18 protein-coding genes and 1 tRNA gene are annotated in these 21,684 nt (G+C 65.5%); 12 read left to right on the top strand and 7 right to left on the bottom strand.

All coding sequences use genetic code 11. The features are described from left to right. Positions 1-1,107: an aromatic ring-hydroxylating oxygenase subunit alpha gene (locus tag PI86_RS04535; RefSeq protein ID WP_039319146.1), complete on the bottom strand. Its 1,107-nt coding sequence runs from the start codon at positions 1,105-1,107 to the stop codon at positions 1-3. A gap of 270 nt (positions 1,108-1,377) precedes the next feature. On the opposite strand from PI86_RS04535, the gene PI86_RS04530 reads away from it, so the two are divergent. The 4 genes from PI86_RS04530 (at position 1,378) to folE2 (ending at position 5,499) form a co-directional block, all read left to right on the top strand. Then, positions 1,378-1,671, top strand: coding sequence for an exodeoxyribonuclease VII small subunit (locus PI86_RS04530; protein WP_014900018.1), 294 nt, complete (start codon positions 1,378-1,380; stop codon positions 1,669-1,671). Continuing rightward, on the top strand, positions 1,668-2,552 hold the full coding sequence (locus tag PI86_RS04525) for a polyprenyl synthetase family protein (protein WP_039319143.1): 885 nt from the start codon (positions 1,668-1,670) through the stop codon (positions 2,550-2,552). The genes PI86_RS04530 and PI86_RS04525 overlap by 4 nt, the downstream gene beginning before the upstream one ends. 78 nt (positions 2,553-2,630) lie before the next feature. Continuing rightward, positions 2,631-4,535: a 1-deoxy-D-xylulose-5-phosphate synthase gene (dxs, locus tag PI86_RS04520; RefSeq protein WP_014900016.1), complete on the top strand. Its 1,905-nt coding sequence runs from the start codon at positions 2,631-2,633 to the stop codon at positions 4,533-4,535. A gap of 154 nt (positions 4,536-4,689) precedes the next feature. After that, positions 4,690-5,499 carry a GTP cyclohydrolase FolE2 gene (gene folE2 / locus PI86_RS04515; protein ID WP_014900015.1) on the top strand — a complete coding sequence of 270 codons (810 nt, stop codon included), beginning with the start codon at positions 4,690-4,692 and terminating at the stop codon, positions 5,497-5,499. A 100-nt stretch (positions 5,500-5,599) separates the two neighbouring features. Here folE2 and tsaD read toward each other — a convergent pair whose 3' ends face one another. Continuing rightward, positions 5,600-6,640 carry a tRNA (adenosine(37)-N6)-threonylcarbamoyltransferase complex transferase subunit TsaD gene (gene tsaD, locus PI86_RS04510; RefSeq protein ID WP_014900014.1) on the bottom strand — a complete coding sequence of 347 codons (1,041 nt, stop codon included), beginning with the start codon at positions 6,638-6,640 and terminating at the stop codon, positions 5,600-5,602. 130 nt (positions 6,641-6,770) lie between these two features. Between tsaD and PI86_RS04505 the strand changes: the two genes are divergently transcribed. From PI86_RS04505 to PI86_RS04470, 7 genes are all read left to right on the top strand, one after another. Then, positions 6,771-7,991, top strand: coding sequence for an NAD(P)/FAD-dependent oxidoreductase (locus PI86_RS04505; protein WP_039319139.1), 1,221 nt, complete (start codon positions 6,771-6,773; stop codon positions 7,989-7,991). Between the two features lie 106 nt (positions 7,992-8,097). Beyond that, positions 8,098-8,310: a 30S ribosomal protein S21 gene (gene rpsU / locus PI86_RS04500; RefSeq protein ID WP_006479415.1), complete on the top strand. Its 213-nt coding sequence runs from the start codon at positions 8,098-8,100 to the stop codon at positions 8,308-8,310. A gap of 185 nt (positions 8,311-8,495) precedes the next feature. Then, positions 8,496-8,942 carry a GatB/YqeY domain-containing protein gene (locus tag PI86_RS04495; RefSeq protein WP_014900012.1) on the top strand — a complete coding sequence of 149 codons (447 nt, stop codon included), beginning with the start codon at positions 8,496-8,498 and terminating at the stop codon, positions 8,940-8,942. Positions 8,943-9,014: 72 nt separating this feature from the next. Next, positions 9,015-10,889 (top strand): DNA primase, encoded by a 1,875-nt coding sequence (gene dnaG / locus PI86_RS04490; RefSeq protein ID WP_014900011.1) that lies wholly within the window; start codon positions 9,015-9,017, stop codon positions 10,887-10,889. An 88-nt stretch (positions 10,890-10,977) separates the two neighbouring features. Then, positions 10,978-13,395 carry an RNA polymerase sigma factor RpoD gene (gene rpoD, locus PI86_RS04480; protein WP_082012138.1) on the top strand — a complete coding sequence of 806 codons (2,418 nt, stop codon included), beginning with the start codon at positions 10,978-10,980 and terminating at the stop codon, positions 13,393-13,395. A gap of 138 nt (positions 13,396-13,533) precedes the next feature. Beyond that, positions 13,534-13,612: transfer RNA gene (locus tag PI86_RS04475), tRNA-Ile, on the top strand. A 310-nt stretch (positions 13,613-13,922) separates the two neighbouring features. Beyond that, the gene (locus PI86_RS04470) at positions 13,923-15,473 is read left to right on the top strand and encodes a phospholipase D family protein (RefSeq protein ID WP_039319135.1); all 1,551 of its coding nucleotides are present in this window, start codon (positions 13,923-13,925) and stop codon (positions 15,471-15,473) included. Between the two features lie 126 nt (positions 15,474-15,599). Here PI86_RS04470 and PI86_RS04465 read toward each other — a convergent pair whose 3' ends face one another. Continuing rightward, a complete protein-coding gene (locus PI86_RS04465; RefSeq protein ID WP_039319132.1) occupies positions 15,600-17,435 on the bottom strand; it encodes a S53 family peptidase in 1,836 nt (611 codons plus the stop codon). Positions 17,436-17,759: 324 nt separating this feature from the next. On the opposite strand from PI86_RS04465, the gene PI86_RS17290 reads away from it, so the two are divergent. Then, positions 17,760-17,921, top strand: a complete 162-nt coding sequence (locus PI86_RS17290; protein ID WP_161792353.1) for a hypothetical protein — start codon at positions 17,760-17,762, stop codon at positions 17,919-17,921. Between the two features lie 195 nt (positions 17,922-18,116). Here PI86_RS17290 and PI86_RS04460 read toward each other — a convergent pair whose 3' ends face one another. From PI86_RS04460 to PI86_RS04445, 4 genes are all read right to left on the bottom strand, one after another. After that, positions 18,117-18,833: an FtsX-like permease family protein gene (locus PI86_RS04460; RefSeq protein ID WP_442854566.1), complete on the bottom strand. Its 717-nt coding sequence runs from the start codon at positions 18,831-18,833 to the stop codon at positions 18,117-18,119. Positions 18,834-18,928: 95 nt separating this feature from the next. Next, entirely contained in the window at positions 18,929-19,465 is a 537-nt protein-coding gene (locus PI86_RS04455) for a histidine kinase (RefSeq protein ID WP_235362687.1), read from the bottom strand. Positions 19,466-19,548: 83 nt separating this feature from the next. After that, positions 19,549-20,238, bottom strand: coding sequence for a response regulator (locus PI86_RS04450; protein WP_039319125.1), 690 nt, complete (start codon positions 20,236-20,238; stop codon positions 19,549-19,551). After that, positions 20,235-21,680, bottom strand: a complete 1,446-nt coding sequence (locus PI86_RS04445) for an efflux transporter outer membrane subunit (RefSeq protein ID WP_039319123.1) — start codon at positions 21,678-21,680, stop codon at positions 20,235-20,237. Before PI86_RS04445 ends, PI86_RS04450 begins: the two co-directional genes overlap by 4 nt. Positions 21,681-21,684 lie beyond the last annotated feature (4 nt).

Below are 21,684 nucleotides of genomic sequence, written 5' to 3'. Positions count from 1 at the left end.
TCAGAGATCGCCGAGGTGGCGGCGCAGGAACTCGTGGAAGTGCTGCATGCCGTCTTCCATCGGGCTCTGGTACGGGCCGACCTGCGATTCGCCGCGCGCCATCAGGGCGCGGCGGCCTGCGTCCATCCGCATCGCGATTTCGTCGTCCTCGACGGCCGTTTCCATATAGGCGGCGCGCTCGGCCTCGACGAACTCGCGCTCGAACAGCGCGATTTCCTCGGGGTAATAGAACTCGACGATGTTGGTCGTCTTCTGCGGGCCGCGCGGAATCAGCCACGACACGACCAGCACGTGCGGATACCACTCGATCATCAGGCCCGGGTAGTAGACCATCCAGATCGCGCCGAACTCCGGCGGTACGCCGTTGCGGAACTTGAGCACCTGCTCGTGCCACTTCTGGTAAGTCGCGCTGCCCGGTTTTGCGAGCGCGTTGTGCACGCCGACCGTCTGCACGCTGTACCAGTCGCCGAACTCCCATTTGAGATCGTCGCACGACACGAAGCTGCCGAGGCCCGGGTGGAACGGGACGACGTGGTAATCCTCGAGGTAGACCTCGATGAACGTCTTCCAGTTGTAATCGCACTCGTGCACTTCGACGTGATCGAAGTGATACTCGGAGAAGTCGAAGTGATGCTTCGTGCCGAGGTTCGCAAGATCGCGCGCGACGTTGCGGCCTTCGGCCTCGAACAGCAGCCCCTGCCAGTTCTGCAGCGGGCTCTTGCCGAGGTTCAGGCACGGCTTGTCGGGGAAGTGCGGCGCGCCGAGCAGTTGGCCTTCCAGATCGTACGTCCAGCGGTGCAGCGGACACACGATGTTCTGCGTGTGGCCGCGCCCGTTCAGCATGATCGCCTGCCGGTGGCGGCACACGTTCGACAGCAGTTCGATCTGGTTCGCCGGGTTGCGGACCAGCACGCGGCCTTCCTTCTCGGACGGCAGCGCAAAATAATCCCCCGCCTCGGGCACCATCAACTCGTGCCCGACGTAACGAGGTCCTTTCTTGAAGAGGGTTTCGATCTCGCGCTCGAGCAGCGCCTCATCGAAGTATGCAGTGACTGGAAGCTGGCTGTGAGCCGACTTCAACTGAAGCGCGTCGCTCAGATTGGACATTCCCACTCCCGGTGTTAGCGTGAAAGCAGTGAACAACCCAACCATCGAAAAATCGATTTAGGGAAACGCGGAATTATACCCGGTTCGCCTCGCAAGGCTAGGATTAAGTGCCTGATTTGTGTCAATTTTTTGTCGGCGGTGATCGGCGGGCACACAATCCGTGACGAAGAAGGGGCCGGAATGCATGCCCGGATGCCCAAGTCGGCAGGTCGGAAAATTCTCTTTTGCCGTAGAATGTCCGACTTGTTTTGAAATTTGACACCCTCGTCCATGGCGAAAACCGCATCCCAAGGCGCCACCCCGCCCGGCAATGGCGCCGAACCGTTGCCGGACAACTACGAAACGGCGCTCGCGGAACTCGAGACGCTGGTTGCCCGGATGGAAGGCGGCGCGTTGAGCCTCGAGGATTCGCTCACGGCGTATCGCCGCGGTGCGACCCTCGTTGCGTTTTGCCAACAGCAGCTTGAGAAAGTGGAACAGCAGGTTCGCGTGCTCGACGGCGCGACGCTGAAGCCGCTTTCGTCCGGAGCGGCCGCCACGGACGGCGAAGACGACGATCTATGACATTCGAACAATGGATGCGGTCCGTGCTCGACCGCGTCGAGGACGCACTCGGCCACTATTTGCCGGCTGAAACTGTGGTGCCCACGCAACTCCACGAAGCGATGCGCTACGCGGTCCTCGGCGGCGGCAAACGCGTTCGCCCGCTGCTGTGCCATGCAGCAGGCGAACTGACCGGCGCGACCGAAGCGGCGCGCAACGCGGCGGCGGCGGCGCTGGAGATGATCCACGTCTACTCGCTCGTGCACGACGACATGCCGTGCATGGATGACGACGCGCTGCGGCGCGGCAAGCCGACCGTGCACGTGCAGTACGACGAGCCGACGGCGCTGCTGGTCGGCGATGCGCTGCAGTCGCAGGCATTCGTCGCGCTGACCGACGCCGACGCACTGGCGCCGGCACAGCAGGCCGCGCTCGTGCGCGAGCTTGCGCTCGCAAGCGGCTCGATCGGCATGGCCGGCGGGCAGGCGATCGACCTGGCGAGCGTCGGCCTGAAGCTGACGCGCGAGCAGCTCGAGACGATGCACCGGATGAAGACGGGTGCGCTTCTGCGCGCAGCCGTGCGGATGGGCGCGCTGGCCGGCGAAACGCCGTCCGCGGAAACGATGGCCGCGCTTGACGTTTACGCGGGTGCCGTGGGTCTGGCCTTCCAGGTCGTCGACGACATTCTCGACGTCACGACCGATTCGGCGACGCTCGGCAAGACGGCCGGCAAGGATGCGGCGAACGACAAGCCGACCTACGTATCGATCCTCGGCCTCGACGCGTCGCGCGAGCTCGCAGCCCAGCTGCGCGCCGAAGCGCATGATGCGCTGAAACCGTTCGGCGCACGCGCACAGCGTCTCGCCGAACTTGCCGACCTGGTGGTGAACCGGGTCAGCTGACGCGAAGCCCGCCGCTGCGCACACGCTACGGTGCGCCATAGAATGCGGGCGCGTTTGATTTCCTACAATGGAACGACGATGTACGACTTGCTGAAAACCATCGACGACCCGGCGGATTTGCGCCGCCTCGATCGTCGCCAACTCCAACCGCTCGCGGATGAACTGCGCGCGTTCGTGCTCGACAGCGTGTCGAAGACGGGCGGCCATTTGTCGTCCAACCTCGGGACGGTCGAGCTGACGATCGCGTTGCACTACGTGTTCAACACGCCGAACGACCGGATCGTCTGGGATGTGGGTCACCAGACCTACCCGCACAAGATCCTGACGGGCCGCCGCGACCAGATGCATTCGCTGCGCCAGTACGACGGCATCTCGGGTTTCCCGCGCCGCAGCGAATCCGAATACGACACGTTCGGCACCGCGCACTCGAGCACGTCGATTTCGGCGGCGCTCGGCATGGCGATCGGCAGCCAGCTGAACGGCGACGACCGCTTCTCGATCGCGGTGATCGGCGACGGCGCGATGACGGCCGGCATGGCGTTCGAGGCGATGAACAACGCGGGCGTGTCGGAGGATGCGAAGCTGCTCGTGATCCTCAACGACAACGACATGTCGATTTCGCCGCCGGTCGGCGCGCTGAACCGCCATCTCGCACGCCTGATGTCGGGCCGCTTCTACGCGGCCGCGCGCGCGGGTGTCGAGCGCGTGCTGAGCGTTGCACCGCCGGTGCTCGAACTTGCGCGCAAGCTCGAGGAGCACGCGAAGGGCATGGTTGTGCCGGCAACGCTGTTCGAAGAGTTCGGCTTCAACTACATCGGTCCGATCGACGGTCACGATCTCGATTCGCTGATCCCGACGCTGCAGAACATCCGCGAACTGCGCGGCCCGCAGTTCCTGCACGTGGTGACGAAGAAAGGCCAGGGCTACAAGCTCGCCGAAGCCGATCCCGTGCTCTACCACGGCCCCGGCAAGTTCAACCCGGCCGAAGGCATCAAGCCGTCGACCACGCCCGCGAAGAAGACGTACACGCAGGTGTTCGGCGAATGGCTGTGCGATGAAGCCGAGCGCGATTCGCGCGTCGTCGGCATCACGCCTGCGATGCGCGAAGGCTCGGGCATGGTCGAGTTCGAGAAGCGCTTCAAGGATCGCTACTACGACGTCGGCATCGCCGAGCAGCACGCTGTGACGTTCGCGGGCGGCATGGCGACCGAGGGGCTGAAGCCCGTCGTCGCGATCTACTCGACGTTCCTGCAGCGTGCGTACGACCAGCTGATCCACGACGTCGCGCTGCAGAACCTGCCGGTCGTGTTCGCGATCGACCGCGCGGGCCTCGTCGGCGCCGACGGCGCGACGCACGCGGGCGCGTACGATCTCGCGTTCATGCGCTGCATCCCGAACATGACGATCATGGCTGCGTCCGACGAGGACGAGTGCCGCCAGATGCTGCACACGGCGCTTCAGCAGCCGAACCCGACCGCGGTGCGTTATCCGCGCGGCGCGGGCACGGGCGTGGCGACGGTGAAGGAATTCACCGAGATCCCGCTCGGCAAGGGTGAAGTGCGTCGCCGCACGTCGCAGCCGGAAGGCAAGCGCGTCGCGATCCTCGCGTTCGGCACGATGGTCGCGCCGTCGCTCGCGGCGGCCGAGGAGCTCGACGCAACGGTGGCGAACATGCGCTTCGTGAAGCCGGTCGATGCGGCGCTCGTGCGTGAGCTCGCCGAGACGCACGACTGTCTCGTCACGGTCGAGGAAGGTTGCGTGATGGGCGGTGCGGGTTCGGCCTGCGTCGAAGCCCTGATGGAAAGTGGGGTTATCCGACCCGTAATACAATTGGGCCTCCCTGACCAGTTCATCGATCATGGCGATCCCGCGAAGCTGCTGTCGCAATGCGGCCTCGACGGCGCGGGCATCGCGAAATCGATTCGCGAACGCTTCCTGAGCCCGGCGGCCGATGTCGCCGGTCAGGCGAAGCGGGTCGCGTAAGCTGGCGCCGCCTGCGGGCGGCGTCGGTGCGACTGGCGTAACCGGTCTTCATTGATGCGGAAAACATGGGCCTGCGGGCCCATGTTGCTTTTCCGGCTGCCGCGTGACGCGGCGTGCGCGTCGTCGAACGCGCGGCTTACAAGGATTGAACAAGATGAACCAGATGAATCCCGCCTTCGTGATGCCCGACGTGCAGAGCACGGTGGATACCCGCCAGATTCCGATTCAGCGCGTGGGCGTGAAGGCGGTCCGGCATCCGTTGACGGTGTGCACCGAAAGCGGCGACGTGCAGCCGACCGTCGGCGTCTGGAACCTCGACGTGCGCCTGCCCGCCGATCAGAAGGGCACGCACATGTCGCGCTTCGTCGCGCTGCTCGAGGAGAACCGCGCGCCGCTGACGGTCGAGCGCTTCCGCGCGATGCTCGCGTCGATGCTCGAGAAGCTGGAAGCGGAAGCAGGCCGCATCGAGGTCACGTTCCCGTACTTCGTGAACAAGACGGCGCCGGTGTCGGGCGTGCAAAGCCTGCTCGACTATGAGGTGACGCTCGCGGGTGAAAGCCGCGACGGCGAGACGCGCCTGTTCCTGAAGGTGCTCGTGCCGGTGACGAGCCTGTGCCCGTGCTCGAAGAAGATCTCGCAGTACGGCGCGCACAACCAGCGCTCGCACGTGACGATCGACGCCGAACTCGCGGCCGACCTGCCGGTCGAGGCGCTGATCCGCATCGCGGAAGAAGAGGCGTCGTGCGAACTGTGGGGCTTGCTGAAGCGTCCGGACGAGAAGTTCGTCACGGAGCGTGCCTACGAGAACCCGAAGTTCGTCGAGGATCTGGTGCGCGACGTCGCGCAGCGTCTCGATGCGGATGAGCGTGTAGTCGCCTACGTGCTCGAGGCCGAGAACTTCGAGTCGATCCACAATCACAGCGCCTATGCGCTGATCGAGCGCGACAAGCGACACGCCGCGTAACACTGCGTCATTTTGCCGCTGCAACGAATAAGGCCGCTCGTCCGAGCGGCCTTTTCGTATTCCGGCGTGTGCCGGTGCGTGCGGTGTCGCGTTGCGCGAATCAGCGTGCGAGCGACGCGAGATCCCAGCGCGGCTTCACCGTGAACGCATAGTCGGCATTCGCCTGCTCGGGCCAGCGGCCGAGCCGCAAGGCACCCGCGAGCGCGATCATCGCGCCGTTGTCGGTGCAAAGTGCGAGATCGGGATAGTGCACGTCGAAGCCGCGCTTCGCGGCAGCAGCCGACAGCGCCGCGCGCAACTGGCGGTTCGCGCCGACGCCGCCCGCGACCACGAGGCGCTTCAGCTTCGTCTTCTTGAGTGCGGCGAGCGACTTCGCGACCAGCACGTCGACGGCCGCGTCGACGAAGCCGCGTGCGAGGTCGGCCTTCGCGCGCTCGAGTGCTTCGCCATCCAGCTTCGCCGCCTCGAACTTCTTCATCTGCGTGAGCACGGCCGTCTTCAGGCCGCTGAAGCTGAAGTCGAGATCGCCCGAGTGCAGCATCGGGCGCGGCAGCACGATCGCGCCCGGCGTGCCGGTTTCCGCGAGCTTCGACACTTCCGGGCCGCCCGGATAGCCGAGGCCGATCAGCTTCGCCGTCTTGTCGAACGCTTCGCCGGCCGCGTCATCGAGCGTCTCGCCGAGCGTCTCGTACACGCCGACGTCAGTCACGCGCATCAGTTGCGTGTGGCCGCCCGACACCAGCAGCGCGATGAACGGGAACGGCGGCGGTTCATCGACGAGCAGCGGCGACAGCAGGTGGCCTTCGAGGTGATGGATGCCGACGGTCGGCTTGTTCCATGCGAGCGCGAGCGCGTTCGCGATGCTCGCGCCGACCAGCAGCGCGCCGGCGAGGCCGGGGCCTTGCGTGAATGCGATCGCGTCGATGTCGTCGCGGCGCGTGCCGCTTTGCGCCATGACTTCCTCGAGCAGCGGCAGCGCGCGGCGGATGTGGTCGCGCGACGCGAGCTCGGGCACGACGCCACCGTATTCGCGGTGCATTGCGATCTGCGAATGGAGCGCGTGCGCGAGCAGGCCGCGCTGCGTGTCGTAGAGCGCGAGGCCGGTTTCGTCGCAGGAGCTTTCGATGCCGAGAACGAGCATGGGTGCGGGCAGGGCGCGCTATATCGAGCGCGCCGCAGGAAGATAAACGTAACCGTAAATTATAGCAGGCGAGGGCAGGCCGCCGCTGCGGGTGGCCCGGGCCCGGAGCCGGACAGGTACAATCCGCGCCATGGAAACTTACGACATCGCCGTGATCGGCGCGGGCGCCGCCGGGATGATGAGCGCCGCGGTCGCCGGGCAACTCGGCCGCCGCGTGGTGCTGATCGATCACGCGCCGCGGCTCGCCGAGAAAATCCGCATCTCGGGCGGCGGCCGCTGCAACTTCACGAATCTCTACGCCGGGCCGGACAACTACCTGTCGTCGAATCCCCATTTCGCGCGCTCGGCGCTCGCGCGCTATACGCCGCGCGACTTCCTCGGGCTGCTCAAGCGCCATCACGTGACCTGGCACGAAAAGCACAAGGGCCAGCTCTTTTGCGACCACGGCAGCGACGCGATCATCGACATGCTGAAGGGCGAATGCGACACCGGCGGCATCGCATGGCGCCGGCCGGTGGTCGTCGATGCGGTGCGCCACGCGCCGGCCGACGGCTTCACGCTCGACACGCAGCAGGCGGGGCCGATCCGCGCGCGCGCACTGATCGTCGCGACGGGCGGCCTGTCGATCCCGAAGATCGGTGCAACCGACTTCGGCTACCGGCTCGCGAAGCAGTTCGGCCACAAGCTGGTCGATACGCGCCCCGCGCTCGTGCCGCTCACGTTCGCGCAGCAGGACTGGGCTCCGTTCGCGGCGCTGTCCGGCGTGTCGCTCGAAGTGCGCGTGTCGACCGGCGACAAGAAGCGCGGTGGCGAATTCGTCGAGGATCTGCTGCTGACCCATCGCGGCCTGTCGGGGCCCGGCATCCTGCAGATCTCCAGCTACTGGCAGTCCGGCGACCCGATCCGCATCGACCTGCTGCCGCAGCGCGATGTGGTGGCCGAGCTGCTCGACGCGAAGCGCACGTCGAAGCGCCAGGTCGGCTCGTTGCTTGCGGACTGGGTACCGTCGCGCCTCGCGCACGCATGGCTCGACACGCACCGCGTCGCGGCCGATGCGCGGCTCGCGGACCTGCCCGACAAGACGCTGCGCCAGATCGGCGATGCACTGTCCGGCTGGACGCTGACGCCGAACGGCACCGAAGGCTACAAGAAGGCCGAGGTCACGAAGGGGGGCGTCGACACGCGTGAGCTGTCGTCGGCGACGATGATGAGCGCGCGGGTGCCGGGGCTGTTCTTCGTCGGCGAGGCGGTGGACGTGACCGGCTGGCTCGGCGGCTACAACTTCCAGTGGGCGTGGGCGTCCGGCACGGCTGCCGGCCAGGCGGCGGCGGAGTTCTCGCGCGGCCCGTGACACGCCGGCGCAAGCCCGTCGTTGACGGGAACCGGCCCTTATGTCTTTGTGCGGCGCTCTGCTATACTCGTTAATCTTCCCTGCAAACCTTTATTCGTGTCGGATCATGACGATCATTCGCGTTAAAGAAAACGAGCCGTTCGAAGTCGCCATGCGTCGCTTCAAGCGCACGATCGAGAAGAACGGTCTGCTGACCGAGCTTCGTGCGCGGGAGTTTTACGAGAAGCCGACCGCCGAGCGCAAGCGCAAGAAGGCCGCTGCAGTGAAGCGTCACTACAAGCGGATTCGCAGTCAGACGCTGCCGAAGAAGCTGTACTGAAAGATTGGGCGCCGCGCGGTTCACTGAGCGGCGCACCGGCGACCTCCGCACGATCGGTTGCGAACAGGGTCCGCGAGTCGCCGATGCCGGATTCGAGCAACCCGCTTGAGACATAGTCCCAAGCGGGTTTTTGTGTTGACGTCCGTTCGCGGGCGTCGAAGTCACGTTTCCATCCCGGGTGCAAGATGAGTTTGAAAGAGCAGATCAGCGAAGACATGAAGGCCGCGATGCGCGCGAAGGACAGCGAGCGTCTGGCGACGATTCGCCTGCTGATGGCCGCGATCAAGCAGCGCGAAGTCGATGATCGGGTGACCCTCGACGACGCGGGCATCACGGCCGTGATCGACAAGATGATCAAGCAGCGCAAGGACTCGATCAGCCAGTTCCAGGCCGCCGGCCGCGACGATCTCGTCGCGAAGGAGCAGGCCGAACTGAACGTGCTGGGCGGCTACATGCCCGCGCAGCTGTCGGACGCCGAAGTGGCTGCCGAAGTCCAGGCCGCGATCGCGGCAACGGGTGCAGCCGGTCCGCAGGACATGGGCAAGGTGATGGGCGTGCTGAAGGGCAAGCTCGCCGGCCGTGCCGACATGACGGCCGTTTCCGCGCAGGTCAAGACCGCGCTTTCGAAGTAACTCCCGCCTCCCGGCGCGTCGCATGCGCGTGCGCCGGGGTGTCGTATTGTCTTTTTTTCGTTCGATCCCACGGTGATTCCGCATTCGTTCCTGCAGGATTTGCTGAACCGCGTCGATATCGTCGACGTGGTGGGCCGGTACGTGCAACTCAAGAAGGGCGGCGCCAACTTCATGGGGTTGTGCCCGTTCCATAACGAGAAGAGCCCGTCGTTTACCGTCAGCCCGACCAAGCAGTTCTATCACTGCTTCGGTTGTGGCGCGCACGGCACGGCGATCGGCTTCCTGATGGAACACGCGGGGCTCACGTTCCCGGAAGCGGTGCAGGAGCTCGCGCAATCGGTCGGGCTGACCGTGCCGCACGAACCGTCGATGCGCGGCGGGGGTGGAGGCGGCGGGGGCGGCGATTATCCGGCGCCCGTGTCGAAATCGGTCGCGACCGCGCTGTCCGACGTGATGTCCGCGGCGTGCGACTACTACCGCAAGCAATTGCGCGGTGCGACCGTCGCGATCCAGTATCTGAAAAACCGGGGCCTGACTGGCGAGATCGCCGCACGCTTCGGGCTCGGCTATGCGCCGGACGGCTGGCAGAACCTCGAAACCGCGTTCCCCGACTACCGCGACGAGTCGCTGGTCGAATCGGGGCTCGTGATCGTCAGCGAGAAGACCGACGCGCAAGGCGTCGCGCGACGCTACGACCGGTTCCGCGAACGGATCATGTTCCCGATCCGCAACGTGAAGGGGCAGGTGATCGGGTTCGGGGGGCGCGTGCTCGGCAGCGGCGAGCCGAAGTACCTGAATTCGCCCGAAACGCCGCTGTTCAACAAGGGCAGCGAACTGTACGGGCTGTTCGAGGCACGCCTCGCGATTCGCGAGCGCAAGTACGTGCTGGTCGTCGAGGGCTACATGGACGTCGTCGCGCTCGCGCAGCTCGGGTTCCCGAACGCGGTCGCGACGCTCGGCACGGCGTGCACGCCGATCCACGTGCAGAAGCTGCTGCGCCAGACCGACACGGTCATTTTCAGCTTCGACGGCGACTCGGCCGGCCGGCGTGCGGCACGCCGCGCGCTCGAGGCGTGCCTGCCGCATGCGGCGGACAACCGGACGATCCGATTCCTGTTCCTGCCGTCCGAGCACGATCCGGACAGCTTCGTGCGCGAATTCGGCGCGGACGCATTCTCCGAGCAGGTCGAGCGTGCGATGCCGCTGTCGCAATTTCTGTTGAACGAAGCAATTGCCGGCAAGGCGCTCGACCAGCCGGAGGGCCGCGCGAAGGCGTTGTTCGACGCGAAGCCGCTGTTGCAGGCACTGCCGGCGAATGCGTTGCGCGCGCAGATCATGCACATGTTTGCCGACCGACTCGATATCCCGTTCGAGGAAGTTGCGGGGCTGTCCGACGTCGATACGCGGATCGCGGCGCCGCCTCGCCAGGCGCCCGCGCGCAGCGAGCGGCGGCGCGTGACGGACAGCGAAAAGCGTGCGTTGCGCACGCTGGTGATGCATCCGCGGATCGCGTCGCAGCTCGACGACGAGCAGCTTGCGACCCTGCGCGCGCTGCCGCGCATCGGCGAGCTGTTCGCCGAAGTGGTCGACCATGCGCGAGCGCTGGGCGATGGCGCGGAGTTCCGGCTGCTGTCGGATGTCCTGCGGACGTCCTCGAATGGAGCGACTTACGAGGAAATCTTCCGCGAAATTCTGGACTATGATGAAAACGTCCGCGACTTGCTGTTACAGAATCCGGAAGACGAGACGGTGCCCGAGCGGCAGCGTGAGCAGGAACGGATTGCGGGAGAGGAACTGCAGGCGGCGGTGCTCAAGATGCGCTATGACGCTTGCTGCGACCGGCTCGACAGGCTGGCGCGGCAATCCACCTTCACACCCGAGGAATTAGCCGAATTGACGGAATTGAACCAGCAGCGAACCGACATGAAGCGTCGGCTCGGGCTGTAGGCGGCCGGGGCGCCAAGAGAGGGCTCCCCAGCGTGCTATAATATAAGGTTTCCAGCGGTTTGTTTTCTAAGCAGAGGCGAGAATCGCGATGGCAAAGACGACAGGCGGAAAGAAAGCAACAGGCAAGGGCTCGACGGAGCCGACCACGAAGGTCACAGCGGCCAAGTCTGCTTCTTCCACCAGGACAACGTCTTCAGTCACGTCAGCCCCTGCAGGAAAGAAAACCGCGGCCGGCACCGCTCAGGCTGCGCCGGCGCCGGCAGCCAGAACACGGGCTGCCGCCAGACCCGACTCCGGGCCGGCCAAGCCGGTGGAGAAGCGGGCAAGTGCGAAAAGCGCAAGGGACACGACTGCCGCCGCGGACGAAACGGCAGTACGTACTACTCATGCACCCACGGTTCAACCGGCTGTCGTCCAGCAGCCGCGAGTCGATATAGCCGGTACGGCGAACTCCATGACCAAAAAGCTGAACGAAGTATCCGTCGATGACGACGCAAATCAGAGCGACGAGCAGCCTGCAGCCGCGGCTGCTCCGGGCAAATCCAAGGTGCGCGATCGTCGTGCCAAGGAGAAGGCGCTGCTGAAGGAAGCGTTCGCGACGAGCACGCCCGGCACGGCCGAGGAGCTCGAAGAGCGCCGCGTGAAACTGCGCGCGCTGATCAAGCTCGGCAAGGAGCGCGGCTTCCTCACGTATGCCGAAATCAACGACCACCTGCCGGACAACTTCACCGAGACCGAAGCCCTCGAAGGCATCATCGGCACGTTCAACGACATGGGCGTGGCGGTTTACGAGCAGGCGCCGGACGCGGAAACGCTGCTCTTGAACGACAACGCGCCGGCCGCGTCGTCGGACGATGAAGTCGAGGAAGAAGCGGAAGTCGCGCTGTCGACCGTCGATTCGGAATTCGGCCGCACGACCGATCCGGTCCGGATGTACATGCGCGAGATGGGCACGGTCGAGCTGCTCACGCGCGAAGGCGAAATCGAGATCGCGAAGCGGATCGAGGACGGCCTGCGCCACATGGTGATGGCGATTTCCGCATGCCCGACGACGATCGCCGACATCCTCGCGATGGCCGAACGCGTCGCGAACGAAGAGATCCGCGTCGACGAACTCGTCGACGGCCTGCTCGATCCGAATGCTTCGGACTCCGCCGACACCGACGGCTTCTCCGCGAAGGAAGCGGAAGCCATCGAGAACGAGGACGAGGAAGCCGAAGAGGAAGAGGAAGAAGAGGAAGAGGAGGAGGACGACGGTGCCGCGCAGGCGTCGGCCAACGCCGCCCAGCTCGAAGCCCTCAAGCGTGCGTCGCTCGACAAGTTCTCGCAGATCAGCGAGTGGTTCGACAAGATGCGCCGCGCGTTCGAGAAGGAAGGCTACAAGTCGAAGTCCTACCTGAAGGCGCAGGAAACGATCCAGACCGAGCTGATGACGATCCGCTTCACCGCGCGTACCGTCGAGCGTCTGTGCGACACGTTGCGTGCGCAAGTGGACGAAGTGCGTCAGGTCGAGCGTCAGATCCTGCACATCGTCGTCGACAAATGCGGCATGCCGCGTTCGGAATTCATCGCGCGCTTCCCGGGCAGCGAGACGGATCTCGACTGGGCCGAGAAGGTCACGGCCGAAGGCCATGCGTACAGCGCGGTCCTGACGCGTAACGTTCCGGCGATTCGCGAACAGCAGCAGCGTCTGATCGACCTGCAGGCGCGCGTCGTGCTGCCGCTGAAGGACCTCAAGGAAACCAACCGCCAGATGGCGGCCGGCGAACTGAAGGCGCGCCAGGCGAAGCGTGAAATGACCGAGGCGAACCTGCGTCTCGTGATCTCGATCGCGAAGAAGTACACGAACCGCGGCCTGCAGTTCCTCGACCTGATCCAGGAAGGCAACATCGGCCTGATGAAGGCGGTGGACAAGTTCGAATACCGTCGCGGCTACAAGTTCTCGACCTATGCGACGTGGTGGATTCGCCAGGCCATCACGCGTTCGATTGCGGACCAGGCGCGTACGATCCGTATTCCGGTTCACATGATCGAAACGATCAACAAGATGAACCGCATTTCGCGGCAGATCCTGCAGGAAACCGGTCTCGAGCCGGATCCGGCAACGCTCGCCGAGAAGATGGAGATGCCGGAAGACAAGATCCGCAAGATCATGAAGATCGCGAAGGAGCCGATCTCGATGGAAACGCCGATCGGTGACGACGACGATTCCCATCTCGGCGACTTCATCGAGGACAACAACACGGTCGCGCCGGCGGATGCCGCGCTGCATGCAAGCATGCGCGACGTCGTGAAGGACGTGCTCGACTCGCTGACGCCGCGCGAGGCGAAGGTGCTGCGGATGCGCTTCGGCATCGAGATGAGCACCGATCACACGCTCGAGGAAGTCGGCAAGCAGTTCGACGTCACGCGTGAGCGGATCCGTCAGATCGAGGCCAAGGCGCTGCGCAAGCTGCGTCACCCGAGCCGTTCCGACAAGCTGAAGTCGTTCCTCGAAGGGAACTGATTTCCAGCATCTCACTTGCGAACGCCGCCGGTATCCGCGTGATGCCGGTGGCGTTTGTCCTCTTTAGCGTCTTTGTTGTTACAATGCCGGCCCGGCTTCGTTGCCGGGGCGGCGTGTAGCACGTCTTGCTTCTCATCTGGGCCCCTAGCTCATGCTTGGTTAGAGCAGCGAACTCATAATTCGTTGGTGCCGGGTTCGACTCCCGGGGGGCCCACCAGATTCGCTTCCAGGGTTATTCGGGGAAGACGCGAAACCCGCGATGCCGCAAGGCTTCGCGGGTTTTTCTTTTGCGCGCCGCCTGAATGTGTCGATCGTGTTGAATGCGTGCACGTCGGCGTCGCGTGTCGTATCGCCGCCACCGGGGAAATACGGAAAGCGTGCCGTCCCGATCTCAGTCGAAGTATGCTGTAGCGCGACCGGCGCGCCCGCTATCCATCGAGTGCGCGAACCGCAGCCAGGCTCCGCGCACTATCCGGCAGCCAGAACAAACACAAACCGACTTCGCCCGACAGTGGAGGGCGGCCATCATGATCATGCTGCGTTCGTGGGGTGCGATTCTGTCGTTGCTGATGCTTGCCGCGTGCGCCAGCCTGCCGCCGCAGGCCGGCCGCACGCCGACGCACGCATTCACCGATACCGACAACACGCGCCTCGGCATCGCGTTCCGCCAGCAGGCCGCCACCCATCCGGGGCAGGACGCGTTTCATCTGCTGCGCGATCCGGTCGACGCACTCGATGCGCGCGTGCTGCTCGCCGATCGCGCGGACCGCTCGCTGGACCTGCAGTACTACATCTGGCACGACGACCTGACCGGACACGAGCTCGCGGATGCGATCATCCGTGCGGCCGATCGCGGGGTCCGCGTGCGCGCGCTGCTCGACGATCTCGGCACGAACGCGGACGACCGCAAGCTGCTCGAGATCAGCGCGCATCCGAACATCGAGATCCGGCTGTTCAATCCGGTCGCGACGCGCCACTTCAAGAAGATCGGCACCGTGCTCGAGTTCGCGCGCGTCAACCGGCGCATGCACAACAAGGCGATGATCGCGGACAACCAGGCGGCGATCGTCGGCGGCCGCAATATCGGCGACGAGTACTTCGGCGCGTCGTCGATGCTGGAGTTCGGCGATCTCGACGTGGTCGTGCACGGCCCCGTCGTGAACGACATCTCGACCGAATTCGATACGTTCTGGAATTCGCCGTATGCGTATCCGGTCGATGCGCTGGTCGGGCACGACGCGGCGCCGGGCGGCCTCGACCGGGAGCGCGAACGGCTGCGCGACTACCTGCGGGCCATGGAGGACAATCCATACGTGCTCGAGGCGCGGCAAAGGCTCGACCAGATCGTGCACGGGCAGGGCACCGAGCTGTCGTGGGGGCAGGCGACGGTCCTGTACGACGATCCGGCGAAGATCTCGCGCTCGCCGAAGGACCCCGACGGGCACCTGATGCCGCAGCTGCGCGCACTCGCGCTGCGGCCCGAGCAGGAACTGCTGATCGTGTCGCCGTACTTCGTGCCGGGCAAGGACATGGTCGAACGGCTGCGTGCGCTCACGGCGCGCGGCGTGCGCGTGACGATCCTGACCAACTCGCTCGCATCGACCGACGTGGCGGCCGTGCATGCCGGCTACCGGCACTATCGGCGCGATCTGGTGGAAGCCGGCGTGCGGCTTTACGAGCGGCGGCCGTCCGGCGACAAGAGCATCTCGAAACAGATCATCATCGGTTCGTCGCGTGCGTCGCTGCACGCGAAGACGTATGTGTTCGATCGCAAGAGCATCTTCATCGGCTCGATGAACCTCGATCCGCGCTCGCTGAGGCTCAACACCGAGATCGGCGTCTACTGCGAGAGTCCGGCGATTGCGTCCGAAGTCGCGACGGATCTGGCGTCACGGCTCGATCGAATCGCGTGGCGTGTCGAATCGAGAACCGATCCCGCCGGCAAAGGGCAATTGAAATGGCTTCAGACCGATGCGGACGGGAAGGTGACCGAGCTCGATCACGAACCGGAAGTGTCGGCGGCACGGCGGATGGAAGTCTGGTTTCTCGGGCTGTTTCCGATCGAGTCGCAGCTGTGATCTCGCTCGCCCGCGACAACCGCGGGCGGCGGGTGTGGACGCGCAGCATCGATCCGGGCGCGACGTGCACACGGTTCCGGGCGTGCACCACGCGGCGCGCCCGGAACCGCACTGCTCATCGCGCGATCAGCGCGCGAAATCCGACGTGCTCTGGATGAACGTGTTCAGCTTCGAGATGTTCACGCTGCCGAAGCCCGTGGTCGCGTCCCAGCCGGCCTTCGCCTTGTAGCCGTAAGTGCCGCTGCCGTTGTTGCCGGACGTGACATCGTGCAGCAGCGCCGCGTTGGTCGGGAAGTACTTGTAGATGCTCGATGCCGGGAAGCCCAACGCGTTGTTGTTGGCCGATTGCAGCCGTGCCCAGATGCCGGTGAAGATCGGCGCGGCGAGGCTCGTGCCGCCTTCGTTGTTCAGGTAGCCCGAACCCCACAGCGTGTCGGACGTCTGGCCGTTCACCACGAGGATCGCGCCGGTGCGCAGGTCGGCGTCGAAGCCGACGTCCGGCAGCGCGCGCTTGGTCGACCCGGTGAGGCTCGACGATTGCCACGACGGCGCGGCTTCGTACTTGCTGTAGCCGCCGCCCGTCGACCATACGGTGCCGGGCTGCCAGCCCGGATCGTTCCAGACGATTTCGCTGTTGTACGCGTTGGTCGACGTATTGGTGAACAGCGTCGTGCCGCCCACCGCGATCACGTACGGCGACGTCGCGGGCTCGCTCACCGTGTAGGTCGAGCGCGACGGCGTGCCGCTCGCGCATTCGTACGCGCCATGGTCGCCGGCCGACACGGAGAAGGTCTGCCCTTGCGCAACGGCCTGCTTGAAGATGGTGTCGTCGGTCGCCTGCGAGCCGGTGCTGTACGCGGACGATTCGCATACGCCGAGCGACACGTTGATGACCTTCGCGACGTTGTCGCTGACTGCCTTGTTGTACGCGGCGGTGATCGCCGTGAGCGTCATCGACGGCGCCACGTAGAACACGACCTGCTTCACGCTGCCGCCGGCCGCGCCGACGATCGACTGGCTGTCGAGGTTCCATTCGACGGTGCCGGATGTGTCGGTGTACGAACTGCCTGACGGACCCGTCTGCACGATGCTGCTGCTGATCGCGCCGAGGCCGTTGCTCGCGGCGAACGTGTTCAGGTCGCTGACCGTTTGCGACAGGTCGCCTTCGGAGATGATACCGACCGTGGTCTGCGAGGCCGTCGGCGTACCGTCGCCGCCATAGAGCGACGAGAATTCCGTCGGGTTGTGCGGCACCGCTGACGCACCCGCGGGAATCGTCAGGTTGCTGGTGTTGCCTTGCGGCTTGCTGCCCGCGCCGGTATGCATGAGCTCGACGTTCTGCAGACCCAGCACCGCGCCGACGATGCCGCTGATCGCGTTCGGCACCTGCGCGGCATCGGTGTTCGCATAGACGCTGCGGCCGTTGCGCGTGAAGCGTTTGAGCGTCGTGCGGAACGCCGACTTGATCGTTGCCGCGGTGCCGGAGGCGGACACCAGCAGGCGGTTCGGCGCAACCACGATGTTGACGAAGCCGGCCTTGCGCAGGTGCGCGACGACGGACGCGACCTGCTGGTCGGTCGGCGCGTACTGCGCAGCGAACTGCGCCGGCGTCAGGAACTGCTTGTAGTGCGGCGAGCCGGGCGTATGCAGATCATGCAGGTACTGGTCGAGTTGCGCTTCACTGCGCAGGTTCAGCCCGAGCACGATGTCGACCGATTCGCCGGGCGCCATCTCGGTTGCAGCCGCGGCAGCGGCGGCCGTGCTTGCCGCCGGCGCGCCGGCGGTGCTGCTGCTTTCGCCCTGCTGGACGAGCGGCAGGAATCCCTTGGTGCGTGTTTCGGTCCAGCCGGCGGCAGGTGCGGCATGGACGGCCGTCATGCCGAACGAAGCGGCTGCCGCGGCGGCGAAGGCGAGCTTGACGATGCGAATGTGCTTTTGTTTCTTGTCTGCAACCTGACTCATTTGAATTACCCCTCCGGTTGAACATCGAACGGCACGAACAACAACGGTCGACAGCGGCGCGGATCGTGCGCCGCTGAAATCCGCTGCGCTCGCGCGGATCGCGTGGGCGCAGCGGGGCCTTTCGCCCGATCCGGAAAGGTGTTGCTCCGGGGGCGAAATGCTGGAATGCTCGGTAACGGGGGCGCTGCGCCGCGCTGCGAGGCAGCGGCGCCAGCAGGCCTGACGCAGGCGGGATGGCTAGAGCAACAGTTTCGGTGTCCTGCTCATTCGGTTCGGTCCTTCGGCCCGCTGCCGGACGGCAGCTGCCCAATGAAATGCATCGGGATGTTGCATGCGCCAACGGAAGAAGATGCGGTCAGCGGCGAGAACTTCGGTGCGGCGGAAGCGAACTGCGTCGAGCAGAATCGATTGCGTGGGTTGCAATTCGTCAGATTACTTGCATCGGACGGTATCAAGAACGAAAGTTCGGTGTCAAACTTTTTCTGATTATATGAAACAAAATTAAATCGAATTGGCTGAAATGATTTTGAAAAAATTGGCGGTGTTTTGTAATTTTCAAGGCCGTCACTGGATGCAATGGTGGCTCGGCACGTCGGATAATTGACGATTCCGTTCGCAATGAGCGAATGGTCGTGGAGGAAACATTCGAGTCGCAGGCGCCAACCGCACCGGTTGCTGCGGTCACTCGTCGCGCAGCGCGGCCGCAGGATGGATGCGCGCGCCTCGCCAGCTCGGATACAGCGTCGCCAGCGACGACATGACGAACGAAACGAGCGCCACCTCGATCACGTCGGCCGCGACGAGCTTCGACGGAAGTTCGTTCAGGAAGTAGACGGACGGCGTCAGGAACCGGATGCCGAGCGCGTGTTCGATCAGTGGCAGCAGCCACGGGATGCTCGACGCGATCGCGCCGCCGAGTGCCACGCCCGTCATCGTCCCGACCAGCCCGATCGTCATGCCCTGGATCATGAAGATTTTCATGATCGCGCCCGGCGGCGCGCCGAGCGTGCGCAGGATTGCGATATCGCCGTGCTTCTGCGTGACGGTCATCACGAGCGACGACACGAGGTTGAATGCCGCGACCGCGATGATGAGCATCAGGATCAGGAACAGCATGCGCTTCTGCAACTGCTCGGCGATGAACCAGGTCCGGTTGTGTTGCGTCCAGTCGCGGATGTACAGGTTGCCCGACAGCGCGCGCGACAGCTGCAACGCGACCGCCGGCGCCTGCTCCATGTGTTCGATGCTCTGCCGCCAGTCCGGCATGCTGCCGGTCGGCGAGAAGATCTCGATGTGCGACAGGACCGACAGCATTCGGTCCCGCACTTCGCTGCGGAACCCGTTCATGACCGACAGCACGATGATCAGCGCGGCGACACCGAGCGCGATGCCGGCCATCGACGCGGCGGCGACGAACGAAACGAAGCAGCTGCCGGTCGCGCGTTTGTCGGCAGACGCATAGCGCAGTCCGATCTGCCATTCGTACGGAAATTTCAACGGCGCTCCTGTGGCCGACGCTCGAGCTTCAGTGTGTCGTGCCGTTCGACGACCTGCAGGTTGTCGACGAACCGGAAGAGGTCGTCGACACGGTGCAGCAGACGTTCGTCCGATGCGTCGCCGGCTGCGGATGCGAGGCGCTTGATTTCGTCCAGCCGGGCTTCGAGGTCCGCGAGCGGGACGTGTGCAATGTGCTCCGCGTCGGTGGGCGAGGGTATGGTATTAACGGCGGTCGTATGCCGCAGCCGGATGGTCATGGCATTGAAGTCCTCGATGAATTGCGACATCGCTCTCGGGCAACCGTCGCGGGAAACTCCGCTCACCGCAACATCGCCGGCAGCGATCCGCCCGGCGGTGTACGCGGCCGAGTCGAGCGCGTCGAGCGTTCGGCGAATCAGCCGGCACAGATCGACGGCCGCCGCCAGGAGTCCGGACAACAGCAGCGTTGCAAGCACCGGGTAGGTGAATGCGTCGTGGTGCATGCCGTCGCGCGGCAGTTCTGCCGGATGGCGCAACGCGTCGACGATCGACATGCCGAGGCCGGCAGCCAGCACGACGACGAGCGCGAGCAGCGCGATCGCCAGCCCGATTGGCCGGCCCGGCGTCGGCGGCCCGTTCACTGCGTCCCCCGCAACCGGTAGCCGACCCCGCGCATCACTTCGGGCATGCCGGGCGCGCCGGCCTGTTCGAGTTTCTTGCGCAGCCGGCTGATGTGGCTGTCGACCGTGCGTTCGAGTGCGCTCACGTCGGCCATGCAGGCGTCGAGCAGTTCGCCGCGTGTGAATACACGGCTCGGCGAGCGCGCCATGTGCGCGAGCAGCCGGAATTCCGTGAGCGTCAGCGCGATCTGTACGCCGGTGGATGCCGTGCGCACGCGGGCGAGATAGCTGTCGGTGTCGATCTCCAGATTGCCGACCTGCAGCATGCGTGCGGCCGATGGCGTGCGTGCGCGTCGCAGGATCGCGCGCAGGCGTGCGACCACCTCGGCCGGGTCGAACGGCTTCACGATGAAGTCGTCCGCGCCGGCGCCCAGCGCCTGCAGCCTGTCGATGTCCCGGTCGAACGCGGTGACGACGACGACCGGCGTATTGCAGCGCCGCCGCAGTTCGGCCAGCACGTCCCAGCCGCTCCTGCCCGGCAGCTTGACGTCGAGCAGGATCAGGTCGGGCTCCAGGTGCGGCTGCACGTCGAGCACGGCCTGCCCGTTGCCGACGCGGTAGGTGCGAAAGCCGTCGTGCTTCAGGTACGCGTCGAGGATGTCCGAGATGTCGGGCTCGTCCTCGGCAATCAGGATCAGCGCGCTCATCGTTGCAGCGCCACGTTGGTCGACGGTGGGACGTCGGTGTCCGTCAGCCCGCCGCCGAGTGCCTTGTAGAGCGCGACGGCATTGGCCAGTTCGCTGCGGCGCAGGTCGAGCAAAGCCTGCCGCGCCGAATACAGCTGGCGCTGCGAATCCAGCAATTCCAGCCGCCCCTCGACGCCCGCGCGGTAGCGCAGGTTCGACAGATCGGTGCGGCGCTCGGCTGATGCGACCACGCGCGACTGCGCTTCGATCTGCCGGCCGAAGGTTTCGCGTCCGGCGATGCCGTCGGCGACTTCGCGGAACGCGGTCTGGATCGAGCGCTCGTACTCGGCGACGGCACTCGACTTGCGCACTTCCGCGAGACGCAGCTCCGAACGGAGCCGCTCGCCCTGGAAGATCGGGACGGTGAGCTGCGGCGCGAAGCTCCATACGTTCTGACCGCCGGCGAACAGGCTGCCCATCGCTGGGCTGAGGAAACCGATCGACGACGTCAGCGACAGCCGCGGAAAGAACGCCGCGCGTGCCGCGCCGATGTCGGCATTGGCCGCGACCAGGTTCTGCTCGGCCTGCTGGATGTCCGGCCGGCGGAACAGCAACTCCGACGGCAGGCCGGCCGGCAGTTGCGTCATCACCGGCTGCTGCTCGAGCGGCAGCGGGTCCGGCAGATCCTTCGGCGGCTCGCTGCCGAGCAGCAGGCGCAGCGCATTGCGTGCCTGCTCGACGGCGCGTGTGCGCGCTTCGAGATCGGCGGTCGCGCTCGCGACCTGGCCTTCGGCCTGCGCGATGTCGACGCCGCTCGCCTGATGCGCTTCCTTCAGGCGGCGTGCGAGATCGAGCGACTGCTGCCAGTCGCCGAGCGTGCGCTCGGCAAGCTGGCGCTGTTCCTGCGCGAGACGCTCCGCGAAGTACGCGTCCGCGACCGCGCCGACGAGCGAGATCTGCACCGCGCGGCGGCCGTGATCGGTCGCGAGGTAGCGGGCGAACGCCGCATCCGACAGCGACTTCACGCGGCCGAACAGATCGATCTCGAACGCGCTGATGCCGACGTTCACGCCGTACTGGTTCTGCGTCGACTCGAGCAGCGGCGGATTCGACTGCGGGTCGGCAGCGGTGCGCTGGCGAGTGAAGCTGGCGCCTGCGTCGATCGACGGCAGGCGCGCCGAGCGCTGGATGCCGTACTGCGCTTCGGCGGCCTCGACGTTCAGCGCGGCCAGCCGCAGGTCGCGGTTGTTCTGTAGCGCGACCTCGATCAGACGCTGCAGGCGGCGGTCGCCGAACATCGTGCGCCAGCCGAGATCGGCCGCGTTCGCGTGCAGGTCGGCGGCAGCGGCGGCTGTATAGGCGGTCGGCACCGGCATCGCGGGTTTTACCAGCGCCGGCGTCAGCGAACAGGCCGACAACGCGAGGGCGGCGGAAACCGCAGCGGAAAGAATCAGCAATCGCATGGCA

This window comes from Burkholderia sp. A9, from assembly GCF_000801975.1.
This window is presented reverse-complemented; position numbering and strand designations above follow the sequence as displayed.